Source organism: Devosia sp. A449, from assembly GCF_054489375.1.
In genome coordinates this window covers 171,391-193,019 of the sequence record NZ_JBTMWU010000008.1, presented here as the reverse complement: position 1 = coordinate 193,019, position 21,629 = coordinate 171,391, and the positions used below count along the sequence as shown (strand labels likewise).

The 21,629-nt window shown below is 56.6% G+C and carries 24 protein-coding genes and 1 pseudogene; 16 read left to right on the top strand and 9 right to left on the bottom strand.

The features are described from left to right. Positions 1-1,116, top strand: a 1,116-nt coding sequence (locus ACX3OW_RS19090) for a site-specific integrase (RefSeq protein ID WP_459097374.1), incomplete at its 5' end; no start/stop codon positions are given. Between the two features lie 813 nt (positions 1,117-1,929). Here the strand turns inward: ACX3OW_RS19090 and ACX3OW_RS19085 are convergent. The 3 genes and pseudogenes from ACX3OW_RS19085 to ACX3OW_RS19075 form a co-directional block, all read right to left on the bottom strand. After that, positions 1,930-2,184: pseudogene (locus ACX3OW_RS19085) on the bottom strand (transposase); the annotation flags it as partial. 115 nt (positions 2,185-2,299) lie between these two features. After that, positions 2,300-3,082 (bottom strand): NAD kinase, encoded by a 783-nt coding sequence (locus ACX3OW_RS19080; RefSeq protein ID WP_459097373.1) that lies wholly within the window; start codon positions 3,080-3,082, stop codon positions 2,300-2,302. Further along, a complete protein-coding gene (locus tag ACX3OW_RS19075) occupies positions 3,072-4,292 on the bottom strand; it encodes a tyrosine-type recombinase/integrase (RefSeq protein ID WP_459097372.1) in 1,221 nt (406 codons plus the stop codon). Before ACX3OW_RS19075 ends, ACX3OW_RS19080 begins: the two co-directional genes overlap by 11 nt. 451 nt (positions 4,293-4,743) lie before the next feature. Between ACX3OW_RS19075 and ACX3OW_RS19070 the strand changes: the two genes are divergently transcribed. After that, a complete protein-coding gene (locus ACX3OW_RS19070; protein WP_459097371.1) occupies positions 4,744-6,195 on the top strand; it encodes a tyrosine-type recombinase/integrase in 1,452 nt (483 codons plus the stop codon). A gap of 61 nt (positions 6,196-6,256) precedes the next feature. Here ACX3OW_RS19070 and ACX3OW_RS19065 read toward each other — a convergent pair whose 3' ends face one another. The 3 genes from ACX3OW_RS19065 to ACX3OW_RS19055 are packed head-to-tail and all read right to left on the bottom strand — an operon-like array spanning position 6,257 to position 7,354. Continuing rightward, positions 6,257-6,619 (bottom strand): hypothetical protein, encoded by a 363-nt coding sequence (locus ACX3OW_RS19065; RefSeq protein ID WP_459097370.1) that lies wholly within the window; start codon positions 6,617-6,619, stop codon positions 6,257-6,259. Next, positions 6,606-7,034 carry a hypothetical protein gene (locus ACX3OW_RS19060; RefSeq protein ID WP_459097369.1) on the bottom strand — a complete coding sequence of 143 codons (429 nt, stop codon included), beginning with the start codon at positions 7,032-7,034 and terminating at the stop codon, positions 6,606-6,608. The genes ACX3OW_RS19065 and ACX3OW_RS19060 overlap by 14 nt, the downstream gene beginning before the upstream one ends. Then, complete coding sequence (locus ACX3OW_RS19055) at positions 7,031-7,354, bottom strand: hypothetical protein (protein WP_459097368.1); 324 nt, start codon at positions 7,352-7,354, stop codon at positions 7,031-7,033. The genes ACX3OW_RS19060 and ACX3OW_RS19055 overlap by 4 nt, the downstream gene beginning before the upstream one ends. Before the next feature lie 127 nt (positions 7,355-7,481). Here ACX3OW_RS19055 and ACX3OW_RS19050 point away from each other — a divergent pair, with 127 nt between their 5' ends. The 10 genes from ACX3OW_RS19050 (at position 7,482) to ACX3OW_RS19005 (ending at position 12,413) form a co-directional block, all read left to right on the top strand. Further along, positions 7,482-7,874, top strand: coding sequence for a hypothetical protein (locus ACX3OW_RS19050; protein ID WP_459097367.1), 393 nt, complete (start codon positions 7,482-7,484; stop codon positions 7,872-7,874). A 76-nt stretch (positions 7,875-7,950) separates the two neighbouring features. Further along, the gene (locus ACX3OW_RS19045; protein WP_459097366.1) at positions 7,951-8,085 is read left to right on the top strand and encodes a hypothetical protein; all 135 of its coding nucleotides are present in this window, start codon (positions 7,951-7,953) and stop codon (positions 8,083-8,085) included. After that, a complete protein-coding gene (locus tag ACX3OW_RS19040; protein WP_459097365.1) occupies positions 8,082-8,417 on the top strand; it encodes a terminase gpP N-terminus-related DNA-binding protein in 336 nt (111 codons plus the stop codon). The genes ACX3OW_RS19045 and ACX3OW_RS19040 overlap by 4 nt, the downstream gene beginning before the upstream one ends. Then, a complete protein-coding gene (locus ACX3OW_RS19035; protein ID WP_459097364.1) occupies positions 8,414-8,653 on the top strand; it encodes a hypothetical protein in 240 nt (79 codons plus the stop codon). Before ACX3OW_RS19040 ends, ACX3OW_RS19035 begins: the two co-directional genes overlap by 4 nt. 10 nt (positions 8,654-8,663) lie before the next feature. Then, on the top strand, positions 8,664-9,143 hold the full coding sequence (locus ACX3OW_RS19030; RefSeq protein ID WP_459097363.1) for a hypothetical protein: 480 nt from the start codon (positions 8,664-8,666) through the stop codon (positions 9,141-9,143). A gap of 68 nt (positions 9,144-9,211) precedes the next feature. After that, positions 9,212-9,526: a hypothetical protein gene (locus ACX3OW_RS19025; RefSeq protein WP_459097362.1), complete on the top strand. Its 315-nt coding sequence runs from the start codon at positions 9,212-9,214 to the stop codon at positions 9,524-9,526. 77 nt (positions 9,527-9,603) lie between these two features. Beyond that, a complete protein-coding gene (locus ACX3OW_RS19020) occupies positions 9,604-10,707 on the top strand; it encodes an AAA family ATPase (RefSeq protein WP_459097361.1) in 1,104 nt (367 codons plus the stop codon). A gap of 53 nt (positions 10,708-10,760) precedes the next feature. Next, entirely contained in the window at positions 10,761-11,012 is a 252-nt protein-coding gene (locus tag ACX3OW_RS19015) for a hypothetical protein (protein WP_459097360.1), read from the top strand. Beyond that, entirely contained in the window at positions 11,005-11,631 is a 627-nt protein-coding gene (locus tag ACX3OW_RS19010; RefSeq protein WP_459097359.1) for a hypothetical protein, read from the top strand. Before ACX3OW_RS19015 ends, ACX3OW_RS19010 begins: the two co-directional genes overlap by 8 nt. Then, positions 11,628-12,413 carry a metallophosphoesterase gene (locus tag ACX3OW_RS19005; RefSeq protein WP_459097358.1) on the top strand — a complete coding sequence of 262 codons (786 nt, stop codon included), beginning with the start codon at positions 11,628-11,630 and terminating at the stop codon, positions 12,411-12,413. Before ACX3OW_RS19010 ends, ACX3OW_RS19005 begins: the two co-directional genes overlap by 4 nt. Before the next feature lie 232 nt (positions 12,414-12,645). On the opposite strand, the gene ACX3OW_RS19000 is transcribed toward ACX3OW_RS19005, so the two are convergent. Then, positions 12,646-12,933, bottom strand: a complete 288-nt coding sequence (locus ACX3OW_RS19000; RefSeq protein WP_459097357.1) for a hypothetical protein — start codon at positions 12,931-12,933, stop codon at positions 12,646-12,648. A 343-nt stretch (positions 12,934-13,276) separates the two neighbouring features. Here ACX3OW_RS19000 and ACX3OW_RS18995 point away from each other — a divergent pair, with 343 nt between their 5' ends. The 4 genes from ACX3OW_RS18995 to ACX3OW_RS18980 all read left to right on the top strand — a co-directional run bounded on the left by ACX3OW_RS18995 (position 13,277) and on the right by ACX3OW_RS18980 (position 20,400). Beyond that, complete coding sequence (locus tag ACX3OW_RS18995) at positions 13,277-17,596, top strand: hypothetical protein (protein ID WP_459097356.1); 4,320 nt, start codon at positions 13,277-13,279, stop codon at positions 17,594-17,596. 225 nt (positions 17,597-17,821) lie between these two features. After that, complete coding sequence (locus ACX3OW_RS18990; protein ID WP_459097355.1) at positions 17,822-18,277, top strand: LexA family protein; 456 nt, start codon at positions 17,822-17,824, stop codon at positions 18,275-18,277. Continuing rightward, a complete protein-coding gene (locus ACX3OW_RS18985; RefSeq protein WP_459097354.1) occupies positions 18,274-19,557 on the top strand; it encodes a Y-family DNA polymerase in 1,284 nt (427 codons plus the stop codon). The genes ACX3OW_RS18990 and ACX3OW_RS18985 overlap by 4 nt, the downstream gene beginning before the upstream one ends. Before the next feature lie 138 nt (positions 19,558-19,695). After that, on the top strand, positions 19,696-20,400 hold the full coding sequence (locus ACX3OW_RS18980) for a TIR domain-containing protein (protein ID WP_459097353.1): 705 nt from the start codon (positions 19,696-19,698) through the stop codon (positions 20,398-20,400). Here ACX3OW_RS18980 and ACX3OW_RS18975 read toward each other — a convergent pair. After that, positions 20,380-20,754 (bottom strand): hypothetical protein, encoded by a 375-nt coding sequence (locus tag ACX3OW_RS18975; RefSeq protein WP_459097352.1) that lies wholly within the window; start codon positions 20,752-20,754, stop codon positions 20,380-20,382. The two genes, ACX3OW_RS18980 and ACX3OW_RS18975, sit on opposite strands and share 21 nt — an antisense overlap. Continuing rightward, positions 20,751-21,344 (bottom strand): SOS response-associated peptidase, encoded by a 594-nt coding sequence (locus ACX3OW_RS18970; RefSeq protein WP_459097351.1) that lies wholly within the window; start codon positions 21,342-21,344, stop codon positions 20,751-20,753. The genes ACX3OW_RS18975 and ACX3OW_RS18970 overlap by 4 nt, the downstream gene beginning before the upstream one ends. Positions 21,345-21,629: the final 285 nt, after the last annotated feature.

The following is a 21,629-nucleotide window of genomic DNA, read 5'->3' as shown; positions in this document are numbered from 1 at the left end:
CCGTGGCAGGCCGAGATCGCCAGCAGCACTGATGCGCAGGTGGCCCGGATTATGGGCTCGGCCAACGCCCGACAGGCCGCCTCCGGCAAATCCCTGGCCGATTGCCGGGCCGCTTATGCTGCCGAGCGGATCCGAACCAATAAGCCGGCGACCGGCAAACAATTGGACGATATGGATAAGACCATTGGCCTGTTCCAGGCGCTGGCCGGGGTCAGCGATGTCGGTCTGGTGCAGCGCCGGCATATCATATCGTTTCGCGACCAGATGTATGACAGCGGCCGCTACGCCACCGCTTCAGTCAATAAGCGCACCGGCTACATCACTACCCTGGTGAAGACCGCGGCCAACAAGGGCTGGATTGATGGGGCGATCCGCGGCGATATTCGCCTGACGGTGCCGGACGGTGAAGATGCCCGCGAACCCTATTCCAATTCGGACCTGCACACGATCTTCGGCCATCCGCTGTTCACGAAGCGCCAGATCCCGACGTCGGCCACCGCCCTGGACGGGCTGCCGTTCTGGCTGCCCCTGATCTCCTGTTTGCACGGCATGATTTCCAGTGAAATCCTGCAATTGGGCCCGGACACGATCCGCAGCTATCCCGGCACCGATATTCTGTGTTTTGTTGTCACCACCAGCGGCGGGCGCCATACCAAAACCGTGGCAAGACGGCGCTGGCTGCCGATCCGCCAGGAGCTCATCGATCTCGGCTTTAACGAACTTGTCGAGGCGGCCAGAGCCGGGGGCTGGAGCACCCTGTGGCGGCCGGTGGCGGACAAACATGGCGACATTGATGCGGTGTCGCAGCAGGTCTCCTCGTTCTGGGCCGACTTTGCCCGCAGCGAACTCAAGATCAGCGATCCGCAGAAAACCCTCTATTCGTTTCGGCATAGTTTCAAGGATGCGACGGCGAGCGTCGGCGCCACGGAAGATGAAAAAAAGCAGCTGCTCGGTCATGCCGAGACCGGCGCCACCAAAGGCTATGGCACCAAGAAAGAGCCGCGGCCCGTCGATATCCGCCGACTCAATGACATCGTTCAGGCAGTCGAGTGGGATTTTCTCGAGGGCTTAGCTCGTGCCGGCAATTGGACCGGCAATGGGAATCGAATTTCTTGAAGAAAGGACCGAGAGTCCATACTTTTTAAGGGCTTCTAAAGTCGGCAACACATTCAGTATCGCACTTTGTATAAACGGCCCGACTTGTCTCGATGGCCAAAGAAACGCCAGAACCCAGATTTGCCGCAGGGGACACACGTATTATGATTCCGTCAAAACCCCAGGCAATCCGGGGCTTTGAGCCCTGTATGTCGCATCTGTGTCGTACCTAGGGTCTGTCGGAGCATTTTGGAGCGGGTGGGAATGGTGGATTTTTGAGGGGAAAGCCCCGGCGTTTCCACCGGGGGCTTAAAGATCGCTAAGACGACCATAGATCACGCCGCCAGCGGCTGCTACTGCGCCAGCAGGCGAGCTACCTGTCTTCCCTGGCCGGCCGGCATACAGGAAGGTCGGCAAGTTGTGCCCGCGTCATGCGCTGGATCTCAGGGTGGGAGAACGGATCGGCCTGCCATCTTTGTATAGATTCGCCTTCGTCCAGATACTTCATTCTCCGGAGCCACAGCCGGAGATATTTCCGAAGTGAGATTGCCATTTGCTGCCTCCCACTAGTGACCCGCCAGATCGAGCGGCGGAAAGCGACGTGAGTCCTCGCGGCACTCATGCCACTCCATTTCGGCGTTCGCTTGCCCATCAAGGCCGCGGCACCAGTTCTTGTCATTGAGGGCTGCGCCGTAAATGGATCGCGAGACACATGTGCCACGTTTTTTAACGGGGTCGAACGCCTCCAATAAGCAGTCGGCAACTCCCCTCCGGCGACCACGGTAGCATACCCAGTTTCTACCGCGCACAGACGGGCCAAGGCCCGTGATCGTTTTTTAGGATGTCGCGCTCCGCCTTGAGCTTGGCGACCTCGCGGCGCAGCTTCTCGATCTCGAGCTGCTCAGGCTTCATCTGCCCATGACCGGGGAATGCCTGCTGCGGATCGGCAGACTGCTCGCGCACCCATTTGCGCAACACGTTCACATGCAGGTCCAGATCGCGGGCCGCCTGCACCACAGCAACGCCCCGTTCTCTGACCAGCTTAACAGCCTCGAGCTTGAACTCCCGGCTGAACTTGCGTCTCTCCATCAAAACTCTCCAGTTCCAAAAACACCTTAACTCGGTGTCCTCAAAACCCGCAGCAGATCAGACCGTGGTCAGAGGTTTCAACTGCGCGATCGCGCCGGCACCGCACTGTGTCTGTCTAGAAGCGGAACTGCTCGCTCAATACGCGTTCTTCGAGGCTGGTGCCCGGATCGAACAGCAGGGTGACGCCATGGGTGCGGTCTTCCTGAATGGTGACTTCAAGCACGTTCTGGAATTCGACATTGTCGGCCACGGCATTGACCGGGCGTTTGACGGCCTCACGGGTGATCAGCCGCACCACGGCCCGATTGGACAGAATGGCGCCGCGCCAGCGTCGCGGGCGGAAGGGCGAAATCGGGGTCAGCGCCAGTAGCGGCGCCTCAATAGGCAGAATGGGACCATGCGCCGATAGATTATAGGCGGTCGAGCCGGCCGGGGTGGCCAGCAGCACGCCATCGCAGACCAACTCTTCGAGCCGGGTTTCGCCATCGATGATGATCTGGATCTTGGCGGCCTGATAGCTGGAGCGGAACAGCGAAACTTCATTGAGCGCCAGCGCCGTCTGGGTATGGCCGGTGGTATCGAGCACCTGCATCGACAGCGGAAAGATCTGGGTGCGCTGCACCGAGGCGAGACGCCCCACCAGGTCATCTTCGGAGAAGCTGTTCATCATGAACCCGACCGAGCCGAAATTCATGCCATAGACCGGCACGCCGGTATGCATGACCCGGTGCAGCGTCTGCAGCATCAGCCCGTCGCCGCCCAGGGCCACCACGATATCGGCGGCGGTGATGGCATGATCGCCATAGCGCCGCCGCAGCCGGGCGCCGGCGGCGTCGGCCTCCGGCGTGCCGTTGGTGACGAAATGTATTTGTGGGGTAGGAATATCGTTACGTCTCAAAATGAGCCTGTCCCGGTGCACATAATTTCTCAAACCGTGTCGTCATTCGTGGGAATCGTGGTCCGGTGGTCCGGTCGTTTGGCGCGAGGTCTTGGGCTCTCGCGTTCAGCCAGTTTCTAGGGGCAAATTGCCTCACGGCCTCCAATTTCATCACCACTGGCTCTGCTCCTGTCGCGAGGTAATGCTTGCGGATGATCCGTTCACATTCCTTTTCGTCGTGACCAGTTGCCTCCGCGATTTCCACGATCGACGCCCCAGCGCGGTGCGCCAAAGTGATAAACGTTCCACGCAGATCATGAAAGGTTATGCCGGACAGGCCTGACCGAGAGACAGCCTTACGCCAAGCTCCCTTGAAACCCTCAAGCGACCAGGGGATGCCGCGGGAGTTTGTCAGGACGTAGTCTGGCTGGGGGCGTCGTTTCTTCGGATTTGGATCTGCGGCCCGAGCTATCTGCTCCAGGTTTATTTCTGTCAGGATTTGACGCAGTTCCTTGGAAACCAGAACCTTGACCCGGCGAGCTGGTGTTCCTCGGTAGGATTTCTTCGGCTGAAGCATGATATATCTCCCGTCATAAGAACCCCATTTCAGGTTGATAAGGTCGGCTTGCCTCTGACCAGTCCAGATCGCCAACAATAGAACTCGCGCCAAGTGCCTGGGAGCTTTGCTGAGGAAGGTCGCAATCTGGGCGTCGGTCCAAATGATATCTCGCCGCGTCTTGGTGTGGATGCAACCCAAATCAGCCGCCGGGTTGCGGTACAGATATTCTTCATCGACAGCGAAGTTCAGAAGTAGGCGCAGAATCGCAATGGCGGCATCAGCACTCCTGGGGCGTGAGGCGAGCTCGTTGTCCCGCCACTGGCGTATGAGGGATCGAGCACCACGCTCGTCAAACGCCTGAAGCGGCAAGGAGCCAAATTTCTCCAGTATTTGCCTGAGGTACAAATGGTATGAGCTTTTCGATGCGCTCGCCAGTGATTTGTAGTATCCGGAAGATACGTATAATTGGATGAGATCTGCGATAGTATCAACGGAAGCTGGGTCGCTTTTGAAGTTGAAATCCTGCCCCGGTTTTAGACTTGCTAGTCGAGGGGCGATTTTATGAGCGCCCGGGCCGCGCCAACCTCCCCATAGGGAATATTGTAAGAACTGCGTGGCTTTTTCTGCCACTCGCTTGCGGAAGGAATGCTTCCATATCCTTTTGGGCTTCATCTATGCTCTGAAGGTTGGGTCCGAAAGGAACGAAGGCTTCTCGCTCAAGCACCGATGCGTCAAGATCGGCTGTTTCGGCATCGCACGGTAGCGTTGATGAATTGGATTTATATCCATTTGCCATGAAGATCCCCGTTGCGTCCGGGTGGAGGCTGCCCTAGAATCGGCAGCTGTGCCCTAGCAGAAATTTGGGTCTCGGGTGCCCGTGAGGCACTTAATTCATGGTGTTTTATTGGTGCCGGCAGCAGGGTTCGAACCCGCGACCCCCTGATTACAAATAATGGGGTCGAGGCTTGTCAGTGTGGTTTGCGTATAAGGAAACGGAAGCTATCTCAAGATAACTTCCTTTCCACATTAAGGAAAACCTCAGATCGGCATTGCGCGGTGTGAATCTGGATGCTCTTGGTAAGGCCGTCCCAAGGCCGTCCCAATCGACGTAGGCAGTCCCAGCATGCAAACGACCATCACGAACACGACGATCGTCAAGGCAAAAGCCGACGCCAAGGCAATGGCTGAGGGCAAAGAAGTCATCAGGGATGGCAAGCCGATCACTCGTGAAGAAGTGCGAGATACAAAGGCGACTGGTCTGATCCTTCGAATCGGTCCTGCCGGTGTCGTTTGGCAGTACCGGTTCCAGTTCAAATCGAAGTCGTTCCGGCTGCCGATGGGTGCCGTGGATCTCCTGACCATTCAGGAAGCTCGAGACCTCGCCGGCGAAGCTCAGACATTCTGGAAAAGCGGTGTCGGCATTCCTGATGAGAAGTGGTTGCAGCGGCGGCTGATCAAGAAGGGGAAGGTAGAGCAACCCGACACTGGCCATGCTGACAGCCGGCATGCCGTGCGATGGAGCTTCGCCCGAGCCCGCCACAAATACCTTGAAGGCGTGAAGGCCTCTAAATCCGCTGGCACGTTGGCCGACTATCGCCAGAAGCTGCAGTCAATGGATTTGAAGGCTTTGGATGTCCGCCCTATTGCCAGCATCAGCAGGATTGAAATGGCCAAGCTGATCGCCGGCGTCCATGCGAGCGGCCGCGAAAGCACTGCCGAATCCTTGGTCCGCATCGTTGGAGCGTTTTGGTCGTGGCTGGGGGAAGACACTCAGACAGGCGACAGCGGTGTCCAGCCAGGCATGATGAAAGGATTGAAAGCGCCACCTCGCACTCGTCGAGCGTCAAAGCGCATGGTGGAGGATCCAACGCTCGAGGACCTGGGTCGCATCATTGCCGTTGCGCGCTGCGGTGCTGTTGATCCACAGATCGCCTGTGCTATCGAACTGACGGTCTGGTCATGCCAGCGGCGCCGGGCGATCGTTAGCGCCCATGAACTCGATTTCCGCGCAACTGCTGATGGCAGTGAGGGGCTTTGGTATGTCTATGCCGACGATCGTAAACGCAACGACGGCGAGGCCCATGTTATCCCGTTGCCGCCTGCAGCTTGGGAGTGCGTCCAGAAGGCGATCAAATTTAAAAAAGCTGGAAAGCGATCGCCGTATTTGTTCCCTGCGTTCCGGCCGCGTCGCAAAGGCGGTGATGTTAGCCATTTGAACGCCAGCACTTTGACGCACACCATGGCCTATCTGCCCGGCGTCGATTCATCCCCTCATCACATCAGGTCTGTGTTCGGGACCTATGGCGAGAGCGTGCTCGGATTCCTTCGCAGCGAGACCAAGGTCATCCTGGACCACAGCGAGGGCGGGCAACGGACCGACGTGACTGGGCGGCATTACAGCCTTCATGACGGGACGCATGCCAAATGGCCGATCATGAGGAAATGGGTGTCGGCGATCGAAACCGATATCGAGAGCGCCTTGGCAGTGCTGGAACCAGTCGAACAGATCAAAGCTGCAATCGAGGCTGCCCGATATCGTAATACCGATATCGAAATGCTTGAGGCTGCCGAATAGAAAAAGGGCGACCCGTAAGGATCGCCCAGATGCCTGTCGTTGGAGATCGGCTCGAATACCGTTATGCCACCTCATCTTCACGGATGAAGCCCATGCCCGGGCCGATCGCCGTGTGGTCGGTGGTGACATAGCAAAGCAGCGCTTGTTCAACTTCAACCGTCACCTTTTGATTTGGCTGGTCAATCAGGTACGTCACTGCCCATTCGAACTCGGCTCTGTCGTCATCAACACGCACGACTTTGTCGCCTTGAAATGCGAGCTTGATCACGCCCTTTGGGCGCTGTTCCATGTAGCTGAAACGAACAACGAAGTCTTCATGCGCTCCGGCCTGGGCCAGCACATCGAAGGCGTCAGTGGTCGTGTACGTGCAGCAGGTGTGGTCGTAAGCCTGGTCGAAGGTCTTGCTGATTTTATGCGGCATCATGGTCTCTCTGATTTTCGAGTTGACGTTCATGGACCCGCAGAAACTGACGGACGTTCTCTACCTTGCGGCCGACCGATGCCGTCTGATCGTAGAGTTCTCGCAGTTTAAGGTAGTGCTGCTCCTGCACTTGGGCGAGCTGCTCATAACGTGCAAACAGCGCCTGGTGCTGGTCAAACACCTCTGAGAAGGGCTGCTCAGGCTCACCACCCATGCGAACGGTTTGGGTGATTTTGCGCAGCGTTGCATTGAGCGCGTTCATCTCACGAATGGCTGTGGCTTTGATCTCGGAGTGCGCATCAGAAGCCTCTCGAGCAGCATAAATCTGCGACTCTAAGGCTTCGGATTGATCGCACAACTCATCCATGCGTGACTTCAATTGCGCGGCATTCATGTTCTTCAAAGGGATGTGGTTCACGAGTTATCTCCCTGATCTTCCGTATCCGGTGTTGAGGTATGAGCGAGCTGGTCAAGGTGTTCTTCCAGCGAGTGGCCGGTTACCTGCTTTACCAAGCGCTCAATCAAATTCATTTCTTCAAGGCGCTGCTTCCACTCACGAGCGAGAAGATCAGCAAGCTGCAGCATCAGCAGATCAGTCGCATTGCGTTCACGATTGACGATGCGAACAATGAGCGACTGATCCACTTTTAGGCCGCGAGCGAGGGGAGCGCCGTAGCGCTCTCCGTATAGTGTCATGCCGACCGAGATGATCAGCGTGCGGCGGTCTTCTGGTGTCATGCTGCTGCCTTGAGGCGTTTGAGTTCGTGAAGCACACACAGGATGCTTTCGCCGAACGAGACTTCATTTTTGACTTCGGACAGGAGGCCATCGCCCTTGGTGAACCAGGAATCCAGTTCGGCGATAGATGCCGCCAAAGCTTGGGGAGCGATCGGAAACGCGCCGGGTCAGCCATGCCAGCCAGCACTTCGGTATCGACATCAAAGCCGCCGATGAAGTCAGCGATTTTCATTGCCTCTTCATATGTCGAGAGGTAGGCCGCGAGTGGGACGCCATTGAATTCGAATGCATCATCGCTTGCGTTGGCGACGTCGACGGCATTGAAAAAATGGCCCAAAAGGTCGTCTTCATCGTGACGCTTAGCAACCTCAATCATCTTATCGAGGTGGGCATAAACGTGCAGCGAACCAAGGATCACATCGCGTTCCTGGCGATTGACCGTGAAGGTAAAAGTTTCTTTGGGTGTGTCTGTCATCGCAATCGGCCTCCTGGCCTGTCGGACAGGCAGAAATTGCCTTGACCAATACGTCATAGATAGTATGACACCTTTCGGATGTCAAGACGTCGCGTCATAGGAAGTATGAAATTCAATCCGCTTGCTTTATATTCTTAATGCCAAAAAATTTGGCGATAAGAACTACGGCTTGATGTTTGCTGAAGTTGCTGTATTTATCTTGTCAGCGGCCAAGGCAATCCTGCCTCGCCGCCTCGGCATGAAAGCTGATCAATGAACAAATATTCCGAGAAGCAGATTATCGAAGCATGCGAGCTGCGTGAACGCGGCTGGACATATCCTCGCATCGCGAAAAAGATCGGCATGCACCAGGCGAGCGTGCTGGAGTATTGCCAGAAGAATGGTGCCGTATCGCCGAACTGCACTGCGGTGCATCCAGCCAAGACATTCACGCTAGAACAGGATGCTCAGATCATTGCCCTGCGCCAGGCCGGGCACGGTACTAGCAGCATCGCCCGTCAACTTGGCCGTCCAGTGCCAAGCGTTCAGCATCGCTTGCATGCCGTACCATCCAATCAGGCCAAGCTCGAAGTGGCGATGGGGCCATGAACAAGGTCCTTGAGCGCGAGAAGGTCAACGTTACCGGCGAATACAAAGGCAAGGTCGTGCTGGCGGCTGCCGTGGTGCGTACGCTGAAGGGCTGGAAAACAGTGCTGATCGTCGAAGGCATGGGGACGGTTTCAGAGAACGGCTATCGGTCATCCGCAGTAGCTCAGAAACGAGTCTTCGATATGCTCGATTCCCCTTTGTCGAACATGGTCGCTGGTGGCTCCCATGGGGCGTAGTCTCAACTCTATGCAGCGCCTGATCGGGCCGACGCAATGGAAGCGGGAAACCGCTCCTATCCGTGCAGAGATGCTCGCTGAAATGGATGGTTGGCATCAGCGGCGCCTGCTTGGTCACACCACTCATTGTCAGCTCTGGAAGCGTTACCGCGGTCGTGTCGTCGAGCTGGTAACAAAATTCGACGAACTGCTGATCACCACGCTTGATGCCAGAGAGGTCTATTTCGCAGCGGCTGCAGAGTGGGGCTACGAGACCCCCTCTGCAAAGAACTGGTATCTGCCCTTTTACCGAGGACCACTTACTCCGGAAAATCGGCACCCTGCTGGGCAGCACGTCCACGGCATTGTGTCGGATGCACACGATGAGTTCAACGAAGCAGCGCGTGCCTTTTTCCGATTTATTCGACAACAGTCCGGCGGCAGGTATGACGCTAAGAACTTTCCAACTAGCCCTGAACGCCCCCCACTTATGGAAACTATGCCTGCATGACGGCACTGGTCACATCACCAGCGATCAGCAATTGTCCGAGGACGATTCGTTGTCCTCGGAGCTTCCGCATGTCTATCCAGCCACCCGCCGATTTCCGGCAGCTTGTTGCGGAGGTTTTTCCCGTTGGCACGTCTGGTCGCCTGGCCCGAGCCCTCGAAGTCACTCCTCGTGTAGCGCAACGTTGGATTGCTGGCGACATCTCCCCGCCCGATCGAGCCTGGGAGTTTTTGCGGGAACAGTGGGAAATTATGGACGCCGTGAACCCGCTCGGATCCGTTTATGCGCTGGTGTCCGAGTGGGAAAAGACCAACGCCCATCCTGAAGTGATAGGCAGCTATATCGCCCAAATTTACTTTGAAGTGATGGGCCGGCACCTCGAGTAAGGTTCGGTTAACGTATCCATCCTGTTCCGCTTGCCATTTCATTCCGACATCTATAGGCACCACGATCCAATCTAAAGTTGCTGTTCAAGGTTCATGCGAACCTGGGCGCATCGGAGATGATGATCATGAAGCCCACTCGCCCGTTGCGGCCTGCTGCCGATCTCCCATCAGATACCCGTGCTATCGATACGCTCTTTGCGGAAATTTACGCAGAGCACGCCGACACGATTGCTGCTGTCGTAGAAGATCGTGCGGAAAGCATTGGATCGCTCTCCAAGCCAGCGCCGATTGACGATGACCTGCATGCGTTGCTGACTGGTCCAACCGCCACCCTGATCAAGTATCTGGCTGTTCCTGCAGGTCCGAAGGATAGGATGGCGCATGCCAAGCCTTACCAACGATTGATGTCGCCTGTCCCTTACGTGCTGCGTGGAAATCCTGGTGATCACAGAAAGGCTATGTCGGCTAGGGGCTCTTATCGGCTGCCCGTCATCGACTTGTTCCTGCGTGATCTGGCATCGCGAGAAGTGGTGAAATTCAAGCCGACGATCCTTGTCGGGCCGCATGGATCAGGAAAGACCAGCTTGGCTCGGGACCTCTGCAAGGAGCTCTCGTTGCCGCATGTGGTTTTCCCAGCTGCCGGCGTTTCAGATGGTATGTTCGGTGGCAGCAGCAGCAATTGGGCAAACACAAACCCCTCAGTGGTCTGCCAGATCTTGCTGCAATTCCAGGTTGCTAACCCGCTGATCATCATCGATGAAGCCGACAAAGCTACCAGGGGCAGCCATAACGGAAGTTTACAGGACGTCCTGCTTAACTTCCTGGACGCTGGGAACGCTGCTGTTTTCCGCGATCCATCCTTGGAAGCCATCGTCGATTGTTCACACGTCAACTGGATCCTCACAGCGAACGATATCGACGCAATTCCGGCGCCGCTCAAGGATCGCTGCAGGATCGTCCGCATGCCTGAGCCGCAGTGGCGCCATGTCGGGGAAGTCACCAGGGCGATTCTGGACGACATCGCAACGGAACGGGATCTTGATCGGCGATGGCTTCCCGAGCTTGATCCGGATGAAATCTATCTGATCGGAAAATACTGGCGTGGCGGCAGTCTCCGTCGATTGCGGCGCATCGTCGAGACGATGATCGACATCCGTGATGAGCACATGCCGTCCGCCTGACCCTTCAGTCCTGGCCAATGGCCGGGACACCTTTCCCAATTCCGAGGTCTATCATGATCAGTCGTGCCGCGGCTCTGCGCAGTCGTCTCGAGTTTCGTATCCGCCATCTTTCCACGCAGCACCCGTCCGACGAAATTAAAGCCCAGGCTGCGGAGCTGATTGATACCCCGTCTGCTGAAGGCTTCCGCCGGCTTTGGATCGCGTTGAACCTCTACGGACCAATTTTGCTGATCGAAGATGTCCTGATCGATATCGGTTTGGACATTTGTAGTTCGGTTTGGGGCATGGGCCACTGCGATGTCTGAGACCGCAATTAATGGACCAGGCCAAGTGGCTTTGGCTGCTCTGTCGGATTTCAAAGGGTTCACACAGATCGGCTTCAAGCACGATCGCCTCGAACCCGAAACAATCGAGATCGCTGCCGTCGATTGGCATCGGGACCGCAAATGGTCCGTCATCAGATATCGATCAGCGATTTCAGATCCGCCGTCAAAAATGATGTTATCCGCCATCGGAAGAATGGTCAGCGTTCGATCGCGACGTCGAGACAAAACAACCGGTGAGTTGAAGCCGGTGCCGAACGGTTGGCGCATGGCGGTGAAACGATCGTTTTCGCCGATGTTCGATCGTGCCGGATCGTTGGATGTTTCTGACGGCTGGTTCGATTTGATTGTTGGCATGGCTGATCGGCTGTGGAGTTTCGAAGATAACCACCGTCCGAAATTCGATGACATCAAATCCAAATACGCAGGCCTTCGGGCCTACCACGGCAGTGATAATGCCGTCGCCGAAGCTATCGTTGAAACATACGAGCGCCTCAGTGAGTACGTCTGCGAGACCTGCGGCGCCCCCGGAAGGATCAGAGGTCGCGGCTGGCTTGTGACTGCTTGTGATGCCCATGCACCGGCGGAGAAAACCGCATGACGAGCATCTGGCTTATCTCCGATCTTCATATGGAAACCTCCACTTTCCAGCTGCCGCCAGTGCCCCATGGCGCTAAGGTCCTGGTGGTGGCTGGCGACGTTTCTGAAGACGTTGTCATGTCGATCGAAACCGTCGCCAGGTGGCAGGAAAGCACCCGGCTGCCGGTTATCTTTGTGCCGGGAAACCATGATTTTTATGGCCGGGATATCGACAATTTCGAGATGCAACAGCGAAACGGCAGCCTTAGCGACTTTGCAGAATACGGACTTTATGTGCTGCACTCGGGTCAAACGGCAGTGATCGCTGGCACCAGGTTCGTCGGCGCAACTCTGTGGACGGATTTCGCTATCGCCGGCGACATCATGAAGGCGGGATACTGGTTCAATCAGCAAATGCCGGATCGGGCTGCCATCGACATCGGCCTGAAGCGGATTTCTGCCCGGGATCTGCGACGTGAGCACCAACGTCAACTGACTGCGATCGAGAACGTGCTGCAGGTGCCATTCGATGGCCCGACCGTAGTTGTGACGCACCATGCGCCACATCCGAAATCGTTGCGCAATCCACAGCAGCCCGATGTCATGGACGGTAGTTTCGGCTCTGATCTGACATCGACGATCATGCGCTATCGACCGAACGCGTGGCTTCATGGCCATGTTCATCAGTCATATGATTACATGATCGGAGACACTTGGGTCGTCTGCAATCCCCGTGGATACCTGACGCCCAGGCACAACGGTAACCCCGAATTCGATCCGGGACTGGTGCTCTATGTCAGCTGAGACTGATGGATCCAGGTCCTGGATGATGAAGTCGTCGCCATAGGCATCGATATCGTTCATGGCTTGGCCAACATCTTGCGGCCTTTGGCGCAGTCCTTAGAAGGTCCGCTCGCCTATATGTGGCCATCGCTCGATCGCAGCATCCATGCCGTGCGAGGCAACCAGTCTGGCAATCTCGACTGGTGTACCGGCGCACAGCATGGTCAGGAATGCGGTGCTGGGGCTGGTTCATTCACTGCAGGACCAGAACTGTCGCTTTAATCCTTACGGCTTCAGCCAGGCTGAATGCGCCGCGAAGGCTCCAGTTGTGGAACTCCGAGTCTCCGCGGCGAAGACGTTCGAACATCTTGGCGCTCATCGGCCTGACGTTGACGATGATGCTGTCAGACGTGAGCATTTTCGTAATGACGGTCTTACGGACGGCCTCGAGCATAGTGTCTCGAGCATCGATCTCGATCTGGCTGACGAATTGGCGGGGCTTCAGCGGTGTCGGCAATTTTGTACTTGAAAAAGAATCCATCTAGGTAGGATTATAATCCTAGTCTTTGAAACCTCGTATAGACGGTTGCATCCAAAAACGGTCAATTCTTGAAAAAAGCGACAGCAATCGTTCGAAAGTTGAAGGTTAGTTGCGGCGATCCTTCCCCCTAAGGGGGTTTTGCATGTGACTGCACAATTAATAGCAAAACTATCTTTGACTTATGACTACCGCTATTCAGGGGTTCTGAACACCGTTCAGTTAGATGCTTGATCAAAAAGAGGATCTATTAGATTCCATCCCTTGACACATGATCCTGTCGGTCGCATCTTTACAGACAAGCGTTTGCAGCGCTCGACACCAAGTTTGCGGAAAGAAATCCTAAATGGCCTTGAAATCCCTCGACCGTTTAAGCCGGTCGAAGCAGTCCCCCGAACCCGCTCAGGAATGGACGGGCACAATCACACGCAAGTTGCCATCAGCTGAGCAGATGCGCGTCAATGCGCTGGCGTCTGGCGCTTGGATGTCGGCCCGGCAACTGATCGAACTCGATATACAGAAGGAAGAGGCGCTCAAGCTTTGGATGGAGCACCCCCTTAATGTTGCTGCCTCAGCGGATTACGAGATCGATCCGAAATCGAAGGTCCTGAAGATCTATCGCCGGTTTGGTGGGCGTGCATGGGCGCTCGGTTGGAATCCTTTGATGGAGACCATGGATCGCAAACCTGGAGTCTATGCCGAGCACTCCGTTTCTCAGGATCGCAACAAGGGAAAATTGAAGCGGGTTGTTACTAAACCTTCGACTTTCCGCGATCGCCAGCGCTCTGCTTTTGAAATGTGGTACGAGCTTGATGGCACGTATGCTGAGTTCAACTTGGCGATGACGAACGGCCTGCATGGATGCACCTGCACCCTTGACTTTGATATCCGCGACCAAGAACTCGTTGAGCAAGTCCATGCCCTGGCTGACGAAGTGCTGGGCAAGAGCGAATTTGTTCGCGTTAATACATGGCCCAAGCGCCAGATCATCTTCCACATGTCGCCAGAGGATCTCAAAGCCACGTCCACCATGAGCTTTGAGCTGTTCGATGCTGACGGCAAATTGGATCAAGTCGAAGAAATCCGCGACGGCAAGGCTCGCATGGTGCCCAGGAACGCCGTGGAATTCCTGTCCTACGGCCACAACTGGACAGCCTATGGCCGCGGCAAGCGTGGCAACGCAATCTCCTGGGCGCTGGGTACAAAGCATCCCGCGATTGCTGGGCCAGAAGAAACACCCCTGATCGATCCAAAGAAGCTCAAGGTGTTCTTCGAGCGCCTGTACGAATTGCGCCGCTTCAAGCAGTCGGGGTCATCCAGCTCGTCGCCGTTCGGTGCACCGGTCAATGAGGTCACCAGCTTTGAGCGTGCCGACGATCAACGTGTCTGGCAGCCAAAGGTCAGCACAGGCATCTGGACCGTAGATGAGAATGGCATCGTCACTGATGGTCGCGAGCCCTTTGCGGCTCACATGGCTTGGTCATTTTGTGCTGCCAATGCCCACTTGCTGATGAATGATCAGGACGCTGCAGCTGTCCGCGATACCTACATCGCCTACGTCACTAACAAGTGCTTCGAGGGGCAGGTCAAGAACCGCCCTGCAGTCTACGAGTGCAAGCCAAAATTCTCTGCTGCTCGTTCGAAATGGGTTGCATCAATGAACTGCCATGCTGCAACAGGCAAGTATCACGACGGAATGGTGCCCTACCGGGTGCTTGATAACGGCAGCCGTCCTTGTGCCCAGCATATCCCTGCAGTCGCTCGGCCTGCCGATGGCTCGCTGGATTGGCTGCCTGAATCTGGTGGCATTGTTCCGGAACTGGGTGGCCGCTCCAAGATCGCCAACATCATCGTCCGTGAGAAGAGCAAGGAAGACATTGCGCTCGACAAGCAGTGCCGTGCTTTGGTTGAGAGCGTCGCCGATAGGGAAGCCATCCACGCCCGGGTTGCTGTCCAAATCGAGGTGGCTCTGGATACGATGCTGGCGGAAGTCCTTGAGCGCGAAAACACAGGTGATAAGGTTGTCGTCGAAGCTGGTGCATCGGGTCTGGAGATCGGACTGGTGCAGCTACTCCCACTGCATATCCTTGGCGCCCCCACGGGTGCAGGCAAGACCACAACCGCGATCCGTAAAATCGGCGCATGGTGCAAATTGAACCCACGTCGTGTCGGCAGCGTCGACCTCGGGCCAGTCATTCTTGCAGCCCCCACTGGCGAAAATATTGAGGAAGCGAAGCGGACGGCCGAACGCTCTGGCATGACCGTTCCCAATCCTGAGCTTTCGATCGATGAAATAGAAGCTAAGCTGAAAGCCAACGGCGTGAAAGTCGTCGTCATCCGCGGCAAAGGCTACAATAAATGCCAGCGTATCGGCGAGGTTCAAGCCCTGAATTCTCGTGGGATGTCCTCAGCTCGTTTGTGTGAGGCTCGCGTCCCTAAGGACATCAAGGAAGCCCTCTACGGTCAAAACATCGAGGACGCTGACGATGCTCGCGAAATCGACACCGACGATGACGAGAAATTCGAAACCGTTCTGTGCCCGTTCAAGGCTGACAACACCTGCGAATACTGGAAGCAAATGAAGGAAGCCGAGACGGCCGACATCATCCTGATCCCCCATGCCTATCTGACCACACAGGGCGTCCCAAAGGTCATCAAGAACGTTCGTGCCGTCTTCATCGATGAGTCGATCACGTACCGCGTCCTGCACCAGCTGCGCATGCCAATGTCGGGTCTGGATGTTCCTCGCAATCCGCCCTGGCTGACCAAAGCGGAAAAAATAGCGGAGGTAAAAGCCGAGGAAGTCCATCACGGATTTGAAATGGCTCGCAAGGTCGCTGTTGCCGCTATGAAGTCCGGTCGCTGCCCGGCTGCCGACCTCGCCGCTGACAAGCATGGTTCCGACTATTTGGACGCAGCGATCAAGACTTGCGACAGAAACCATCGGGACGAAAAGTCAGTTCGCCCGGACCTTACTGCGGATGAAATCACTCAGCTGACCGCACGCGAGACCGGCACAAATTTGGCTGAAGAAACCCTTTTCTGGCGAACCGTAAAGGAGCGCGTTGTCGCGTTGGTAATGGATAAGCACGAGCCCCTGCCGACGAAGCGTGCCCGTGGCGATCGCGAAATGCGCCTACAGATCGTGCACCTCACCATCGACGGTGTAAACGTACCCTTCGTTCGCGTGTCCTGGCGCTCTGAGCCCAACTGGGCAGCTGCTCCCATGATGCTACTGGATGCGTCGGCGTCACCTAAAATCATGGCCAAAGTTTTCAGCCGCGAGATCGTCCGCCATGACGTCGAGGCACCGCTCCACGTGCGGACAGTCGCGATGGTCGATAGCGCCTTTAGCAATAGCTCTTTCATTCCCCGTGAAGGGGCATCCGCTGATCAGATCGCGATCTGCAAGCACAATGTGATCAGAGCCCGGGCCCTGATTAACAAAGTCGCTGTGTCCTATTCTTTCGGCATGGTCTTGGTCGGGATGGCAATGGCCGTCAGGCAGGTGATTTTCGCGGCCGACTGGACCGCACCACAGAACGTCGAAGTGGTTCATTTTGGCGCTTTGCGTGGCCTCGATTTCGCCAAGGATTACGTCGCCGCCCTTTCGATTGGTCGCAGCGAGCAGCCAGTGCACATCATCGACGGCTATGCTGCCGCCTTGGCATACGATGACGAAACTCCTGAGTGGCCACACGACAAGCTGGGCACCGGGTTCACGGTCGATAAACAACCAGTTTTCCGCGTCAAAAAAGAGCGCCTACTGCAGATGCGCACGGGTGAAGATTACGGCGTCGAAGTGCCAGAAATGCCCAGCGCCTGGGGCAAAGAACTCGAGGAGCAATGGCGTGAGGAGGAACAGCGCCAGTTCGTTGGTCGCCTGCGCCCCGTGTACCGTTTGGGGGATGCACCGACTTGGATTTGCATGACCAAATGCATGCCAACTGGATTCATCGTCGATGACGTTGTAGCCCTGAATGACACCCTTCAAGACGCTGCTGTCTGGTCAATGCTCAAGCGCTGCAATGGCGCATTGCTGCCCGGCCTCACAGACCAGCTGCCGTGGACTCAAAAGCTGCTCGGCGGCAAGGATCTGATCGGTTGGTTCAAGGATATACTGCCGACAGACAAGGCATTTCAAAGCCGGATGATGCAGACCTTATACGAAGTCCGGTACGCAATGCCTGATGGCAGCCGCAAAACGGGTCGCGTTGCTGGCTGGCATACCGATCCTGCATCCGTGGTGCAGTCGCTGGCCGACCTTGTTGGTGTTGCTATCCACACGATCAAGGTGAAGCCTCTTGTCAGAGAGCGCGTCATCGGTGCTCGTCGCAAGCCAGATCGCATTGCCACCGAACTCGTGGCTGCCAAGGAAGCTCGTCAGCAGGCGAAAGCCGATGCTGCCGTACGGACCTACGTTGCCGATATTCACTCTTTCCTGCCCGACGAAGAGAACATCACGGTTGAAGAGCTCTATGCCGGCCATTTGGCAGGTGAAGATATCGAAGGCCGGCTGATCGTCTGGCTACATTCATGGCATCCTGATCGCGATATCATCGGCGTGGACGAAGTGAAGAAAGAATGGGAAGCGGCGAAAGCGGTCCAAACGATCGATGAGCTCAAGATCACATTTGGCATTGGCCGGTGCATCGCAGCGGAGTGATCTGGTGCGATGTTCACTCCCTGAACCCCTGCGCTGTCACCAGAGAGCTGTCTCTTGATGCGGAACAAGGTCTCGATACCGCTAAAAAGATCTTATGCTGGAAGCTACCAGCAAGCTGACCGCAACCCCAAAAGTGATGGACACACCTATAAACGGATCTACCGTTCCTGTTTCGTTCATGCCTATAACCGAGCCTTGGTAATCCTGGCGCCGAGGAGTCGAGCTATGCGGATCAGTCGAGTTGTCATGGCTCCAGGTGGCATGCCGGTCCCGTTATCGACCCTAATCCAGATGAAGATCCCCCTGGTCGGCCAGTCCGTCCATGCCGGCTTCCCAAGCCCGGCCGACGACTTTATCGAAAAGATGATCGATTTGAACCAGGTGCTAGTCGCCAATCCGGTTGCGACTTACATGTGGCGAGTTGTCGGCGACTGCATGATCGACGTGAAGATCTTCCCAGGCGACGTTGTACTCGTCGACAAATCCGTTACCCCGAAGCACCGTGACATCGTCTTGGCCATTATAGACAACGAGCCCACTTTGAAGCGGCTCAAACGCCGCGGTGGCGTCATGATCCTGCACAACGAGAACGCTTCGCTGCCGCCGTACCTGATTACCGAGGGCATGGAGGTGTCCGTTTGGGGCGTCGTGACGACCACAATCCGCGACCTTAAGAAATGACCGACCGCTCGCCGGCGCTGGCCCTGATCGACGGCAACTCGTTTTACTGCAGCTGCGAGCGGGTATTTGACGCCAAGCTTGAAAAGCGTCCCGTAATCGTCCTGTCCAACAACGACGGGTGTGCAGTGGCAAGGACTTCTGAAGCGAAGGCGCTGGGGATCAAGATGGGCCAGCCCATGTTTCAGATCCGGGACCTGTGCCGGGACAACAAGGTTGCCGTGTTCAGCTCGAACTATGCCCTGTACGGCGACATGAGCCGGCGCATGAATTCGATCTACGACACCTTCTCCCCGGATGTGGAGATCTATTCGATCGACGAGAGCTTCATAGACGTCACCCGGCTGCCGGTGAACGACAGGACGGTCTGGGCATCGGACCTGCGTGCGACCACCCGGCAGTGGACCGGCATCCCCACCTGCGTCGGTATTGGGCCCACGAAGACATTGGCGAAACTGGCGAACAAGGCGGCAAAGACGTTGCCCGGCGGCGTGCTGGATCTGAGCGATCCTGTCGAGCAAGCCAGGGTGATGGCAGACTTCCCAATCGGGGAGGTCTGGGGCATCGGTCGAGCATCGCAGGCCAAACTGCTGGCACTCGGGATCCAGTTTGCCGGCCAGGTGCGGGACATGGACCAGAAGCTCGCAAGGCAGCTGATGACCGTCGTCGGCGAGAAGATCGTGCATGAACTGAATGGCCGGCCCTGCATCGCTCTCGAAACCGTGGCGCCGCAGCGGAAGGGTTGTGCCGTCACCCGCTCGTTCGGGCAGCGGGTCACCACGAAGATTGAGATGGAGCAAGCCGTCGCCGGATATGCCACCCGCTTGGGGGAGAAGCTGCGCCGGCATAACCTCGCTACCGATCATGTCACCGTCTTCATGCACACCAGTCGGTTCAACGATGGCGAGCCCCAGCGGTCCGTATCGATGACCGTCGATATCCCCGAGGCCACCAACGACAGCCTGACCCTGATCAAGGCTGCCAGACATGTAGTCGATGCCCTGTGGCAATCGGGCTTCCGATATTCCAAGGCCGGCATCATCATCCAGGACCTAGTGCCGCCACCGATCCCGCAGCGCGCCCTGTTCAATAACCTGGACCATGAAAAGGCGGCCAAAGTCATGGCAGCCATGGACGAGGCGAACCGGCGATGGGGACGAGCAACTGTGGTGCCGGCTGCAACTATGGGCGGCCCGGCGAAGGGCCAGACTTTTACGACGAAGTTCGAGCTGAGGAGTTCCCGGTTCACAACGCGGTGGGACGAGTTGCCTGAGTGCAGGTGAACGCAAGGGGAACAGATTGCCTGTGCATGCCCGTGGATTACTGCCACAGCATCCTTGCCCGCCTTCAAACAACAGGCGTAGGGGTGGAGCAGTCCAACAGTATCGAGGTGCACATTGCGCGTTTCAGAGAAGATGGCATTGATCGATAAGATCGGTCGAGAACTTCAGGCCAGGTACAGCTACCAAGAAATTGACGCTTTTCTTGCCGAATTCGAAATCGACCCACCCGGGGCCGTGAACTCCAATAGTAAGTGGGTGTATTCGAAAGCTGCGCTCACCGGCATTCGCGACGACGTGGTGCTCCGGGTTGCTGCTGAATTGGACATGCCGGTAGCAGGTGCCAGTGGCATCATCCAGCCTCCACGGAACTGGAAAGATACCGCTCATTTCAAGCTGTTCATCAGCCACATCTCCAAAGACAAACTGAAGGCGACGAGGCTGAAAGAATGCCTGGCACCCTATAAGATTGCCGGGTTCGTGGCGCATGAAGACATCACACCGACACTAGAGTGGCAGACCGAGATCGAACGTGGTCTGCACACCATGGACGGGTTTCTCGCGATGCACACTGTTGGCTTTTCACAAAGCTTCTGGTGTCAGCAGGAAGTCGGTTTCGCCGTTGGCCGGGGGATTAAGGCAATCTCTCTGAAGATGGGCGAAGATCCGACCGGCTTTATCGGCAAGCATCAGGCACTGCCTCGTCGAGACCGCAAGGCTGAGGACATCGCCAAAGAGATTGACGCTATCTTGGCGGATGACCCCCGAACAAAGGAACGCCTGGCCGACGCAAAATCTAAGAGCCGGACTTGGGATGACATTATGTCACAAGACATTCCGTTCTAAGATCAGATCGCCCCATTCCGGCTGCCACATCTGCGAGCTCTCAATATCGATAGCGATGGCATGGTAACCGAACGCTTCGGCATAGCTGTCCGCCAACGGAACAGCCACGTCCATTGTATGGGGGCCGTCCCAGCCTTCTTCAAGTTCATGCCACTGCGGCGTAACGATTGTTGCCCGGATAAATCCGTCGGCGGAAGTCCGGATGATCAAGACGATGGATCGATCGTCGGGCTCATCCACGTTTAAGGCATAGACCGGACGGGCGGCTCCGAACCGCCGATCGGGTTGGGCTGCAGGCGGGCCTTTATTTAAGCGGGTCATCAAGTTAGCGATGTCGTCCGTGGGTTTAGTCAAAGCGCGTTGATGATCGGCTTCTTGGTATTGGTGCCTTCGTACCGGCTATTGTTCACCTCGCGGCCGACCCGGAAGAACTCCAGCTGGCTGTCGAGATGGTTGTTTAACAGCAACCGCTTGGCTTCGGTACCTTGAGCCTCGCCTGACAGCCAAGCGTCGTAAGCGCTCTCCTCCAAAATGACCGGCATCCGACCGTGGATGTGCTCGATATTCTCCACCGCCGGCGCCGTGATGATGGTGCAGCTGGTGACATCCAGATTGTCGTTATGGGCCCACAGGCCGGCGAAGCTGAAGCCGCGATGCTCCGGCAGGTGCAGGGGCCAAGGGTCCTTCTTGCCATCCACGGGCGATGTCGTCCACTCAAAGTGGGTATCGGTGGGGATAAGGCAACGGCGGGTCTTGAAGGCGTCCCGGAATGGCGGTGAGCTATCTAAGGTCTCGGGCGATGTTGAATTTCGGCTGCATGTTCGACGGCGGCCTATGGGGAACAGCTCGTCGCTCAGGCTATAGAGCGCATGCAGCTCGGCCCAGGTAATTTCGTTGGTGAAGCGTCCGCACATCAGTCGAGCTTTCCCCATGTCGGCAACCACTCGAAGGTATCTGGCTAAAGCGTGATGTAAACCGTATCCTTGCCCTGTTCATCGGCAAGGGTTTGTGCCAGCACCAAGGCGTCGGAACCAACAGCGGGCCTTCATCGCTGACTACGTTGCCCTGTGCCATCCAAATGACGCCGGCGGTGAGGCGTGGGTAGCCGAAACGTTGCATCTTCCTCCTCTGACAACCCGGGATGCCCCCCGTGAGGATGCATCATCAGAACCTGGACATACTGGGTCTTGCCGGCATCCTATTCGTTGTATTCCGAGAACAAGAATGGG

What these genes read in the sequence shown, in the direction of transcription:
- ACX3OW_RS19005 (WP_459097358.1), top strand. Translation starts at nt 11,628, where the DNA reads ATGACGAGCATCTGGCTTATCTCCGATCTTCATATGGAAACCTCCACT.
- ACX3OW_RS19015 (WP_459097360.1), top strand. Translation starts at nt 10,761, where the DNA reads ATGATCAGTCGTGCCGCGGCTCTGCGCAGTCGTCTCGAGTTTCGTATC.
- ACX3OW_RS19040 (WP_459097365.1), top strand. Translation starts at nt 8,082, where the DNA reads ATGAACAAATATTCCGAGAAGCAGATTATCGAAGCATGCGAGCTGCGT.
- ACX3OW_RS19055 (WP_459097368.1), bottom strand. Translation starts at nt 7,354, where the DNA reads ATGACACCAGAAGACCGCCGCACGCTGATCATCTCGGTCGGCATGACA.
- ACX3OW_RS18995 (WP_459097356.1), top strand. Translation starts at nt 13,277, where the DNA reads ATGGCCTTGAAATCCCTCGACCGTTTAAGCCGGTCGAAGCAGTCCCCC.
- ACX3OW_RS19010 (WP_459097359.1), top strand. Translation starts at nt 11,005, where the DNA reads ATGTCTGAGACCGCAATTAATGGACCAGGCCAAGTGGCTTTGGCTGCT.
- ACX3OW_RS19075 (WP_459097372.1), bottom strand. Translation starts at nt 4,292, where the DNA reads ATGAAGCCCAAAAGGATATGGAAGCATTCCTTCCGCAAGCGAGTGGCA.
- ACX3OW_RS18985 (WP_459097354.1), top strand. Translation starts at nt 18,274, where the DNA reads ATGACCGACCGCTCGCCGGCGCTGGCCCTGATCGACGGCAACTCGTTT.
- ACX3OW_RS19065 (WP_459097370.1), bottom strand. Translation starts at nt 6,619, where the DNA reads ATGATGCCGCATAAAATCAGCAAGACCTTCGACCAGGCTTACGACCAC.
- ACX3OW_RS19070 (WP_459097371.1), top strand. Translation starts at nt 4,744, where the DNA reads ATGCAAACGACCATCACGAACACGACGATCGTCAAGGCAAAAGCCGAC.
- ACX3OW_RS19030 (WP_459097363.1), top strand. Translation starts at nt 8,664, where the DNA reads ATGCAGCGCCTGATCGGGCCGACGCAATGGAAGCGGGAAACCGCTCCT.
- ACX3OW_RS18990 (WP_459097355.1), top strand. Translation starts at nt 17,822, where the DNA reads ATGCGGATCAGTCGAGTTGTCATGGCTCCAGGTGGCATGCCGGTCCCG.
- ACX3OW_RS19050 (WP_459097367.1), top strand. Translation starts at nt 7,482, where the DNA reads ATGCCGCCAAAGCTTGGGGAGCGATCGGAAACGCGCCGGGTCAGCCAT.
- ACX3OW_RS19000 (WP_459097357.1), bottom strand. Translation starts at nt 12,933, where the DNA reads ATGGATTCTTTTTCAAGTACAAAATTGCCGACACCGCTGAAGCCCCGC.
- ACX3OW_RS19035 (WP_459097364.1), top strand. Translation starts at nt 8,414, where the DNA reads ATGAACAAGGTCCTTGAGCGCGAGAAGGTCAACGTTACCGGCGAATAC.
- ACX3OW_RS19025 (WP_459097362.1), top strand. Translation starts at nt 9,212, where the DNA reads ATGTCTATCCAGCCACCCGCCGATTTCCGGCAGCTTGTTGCGGAGGTT.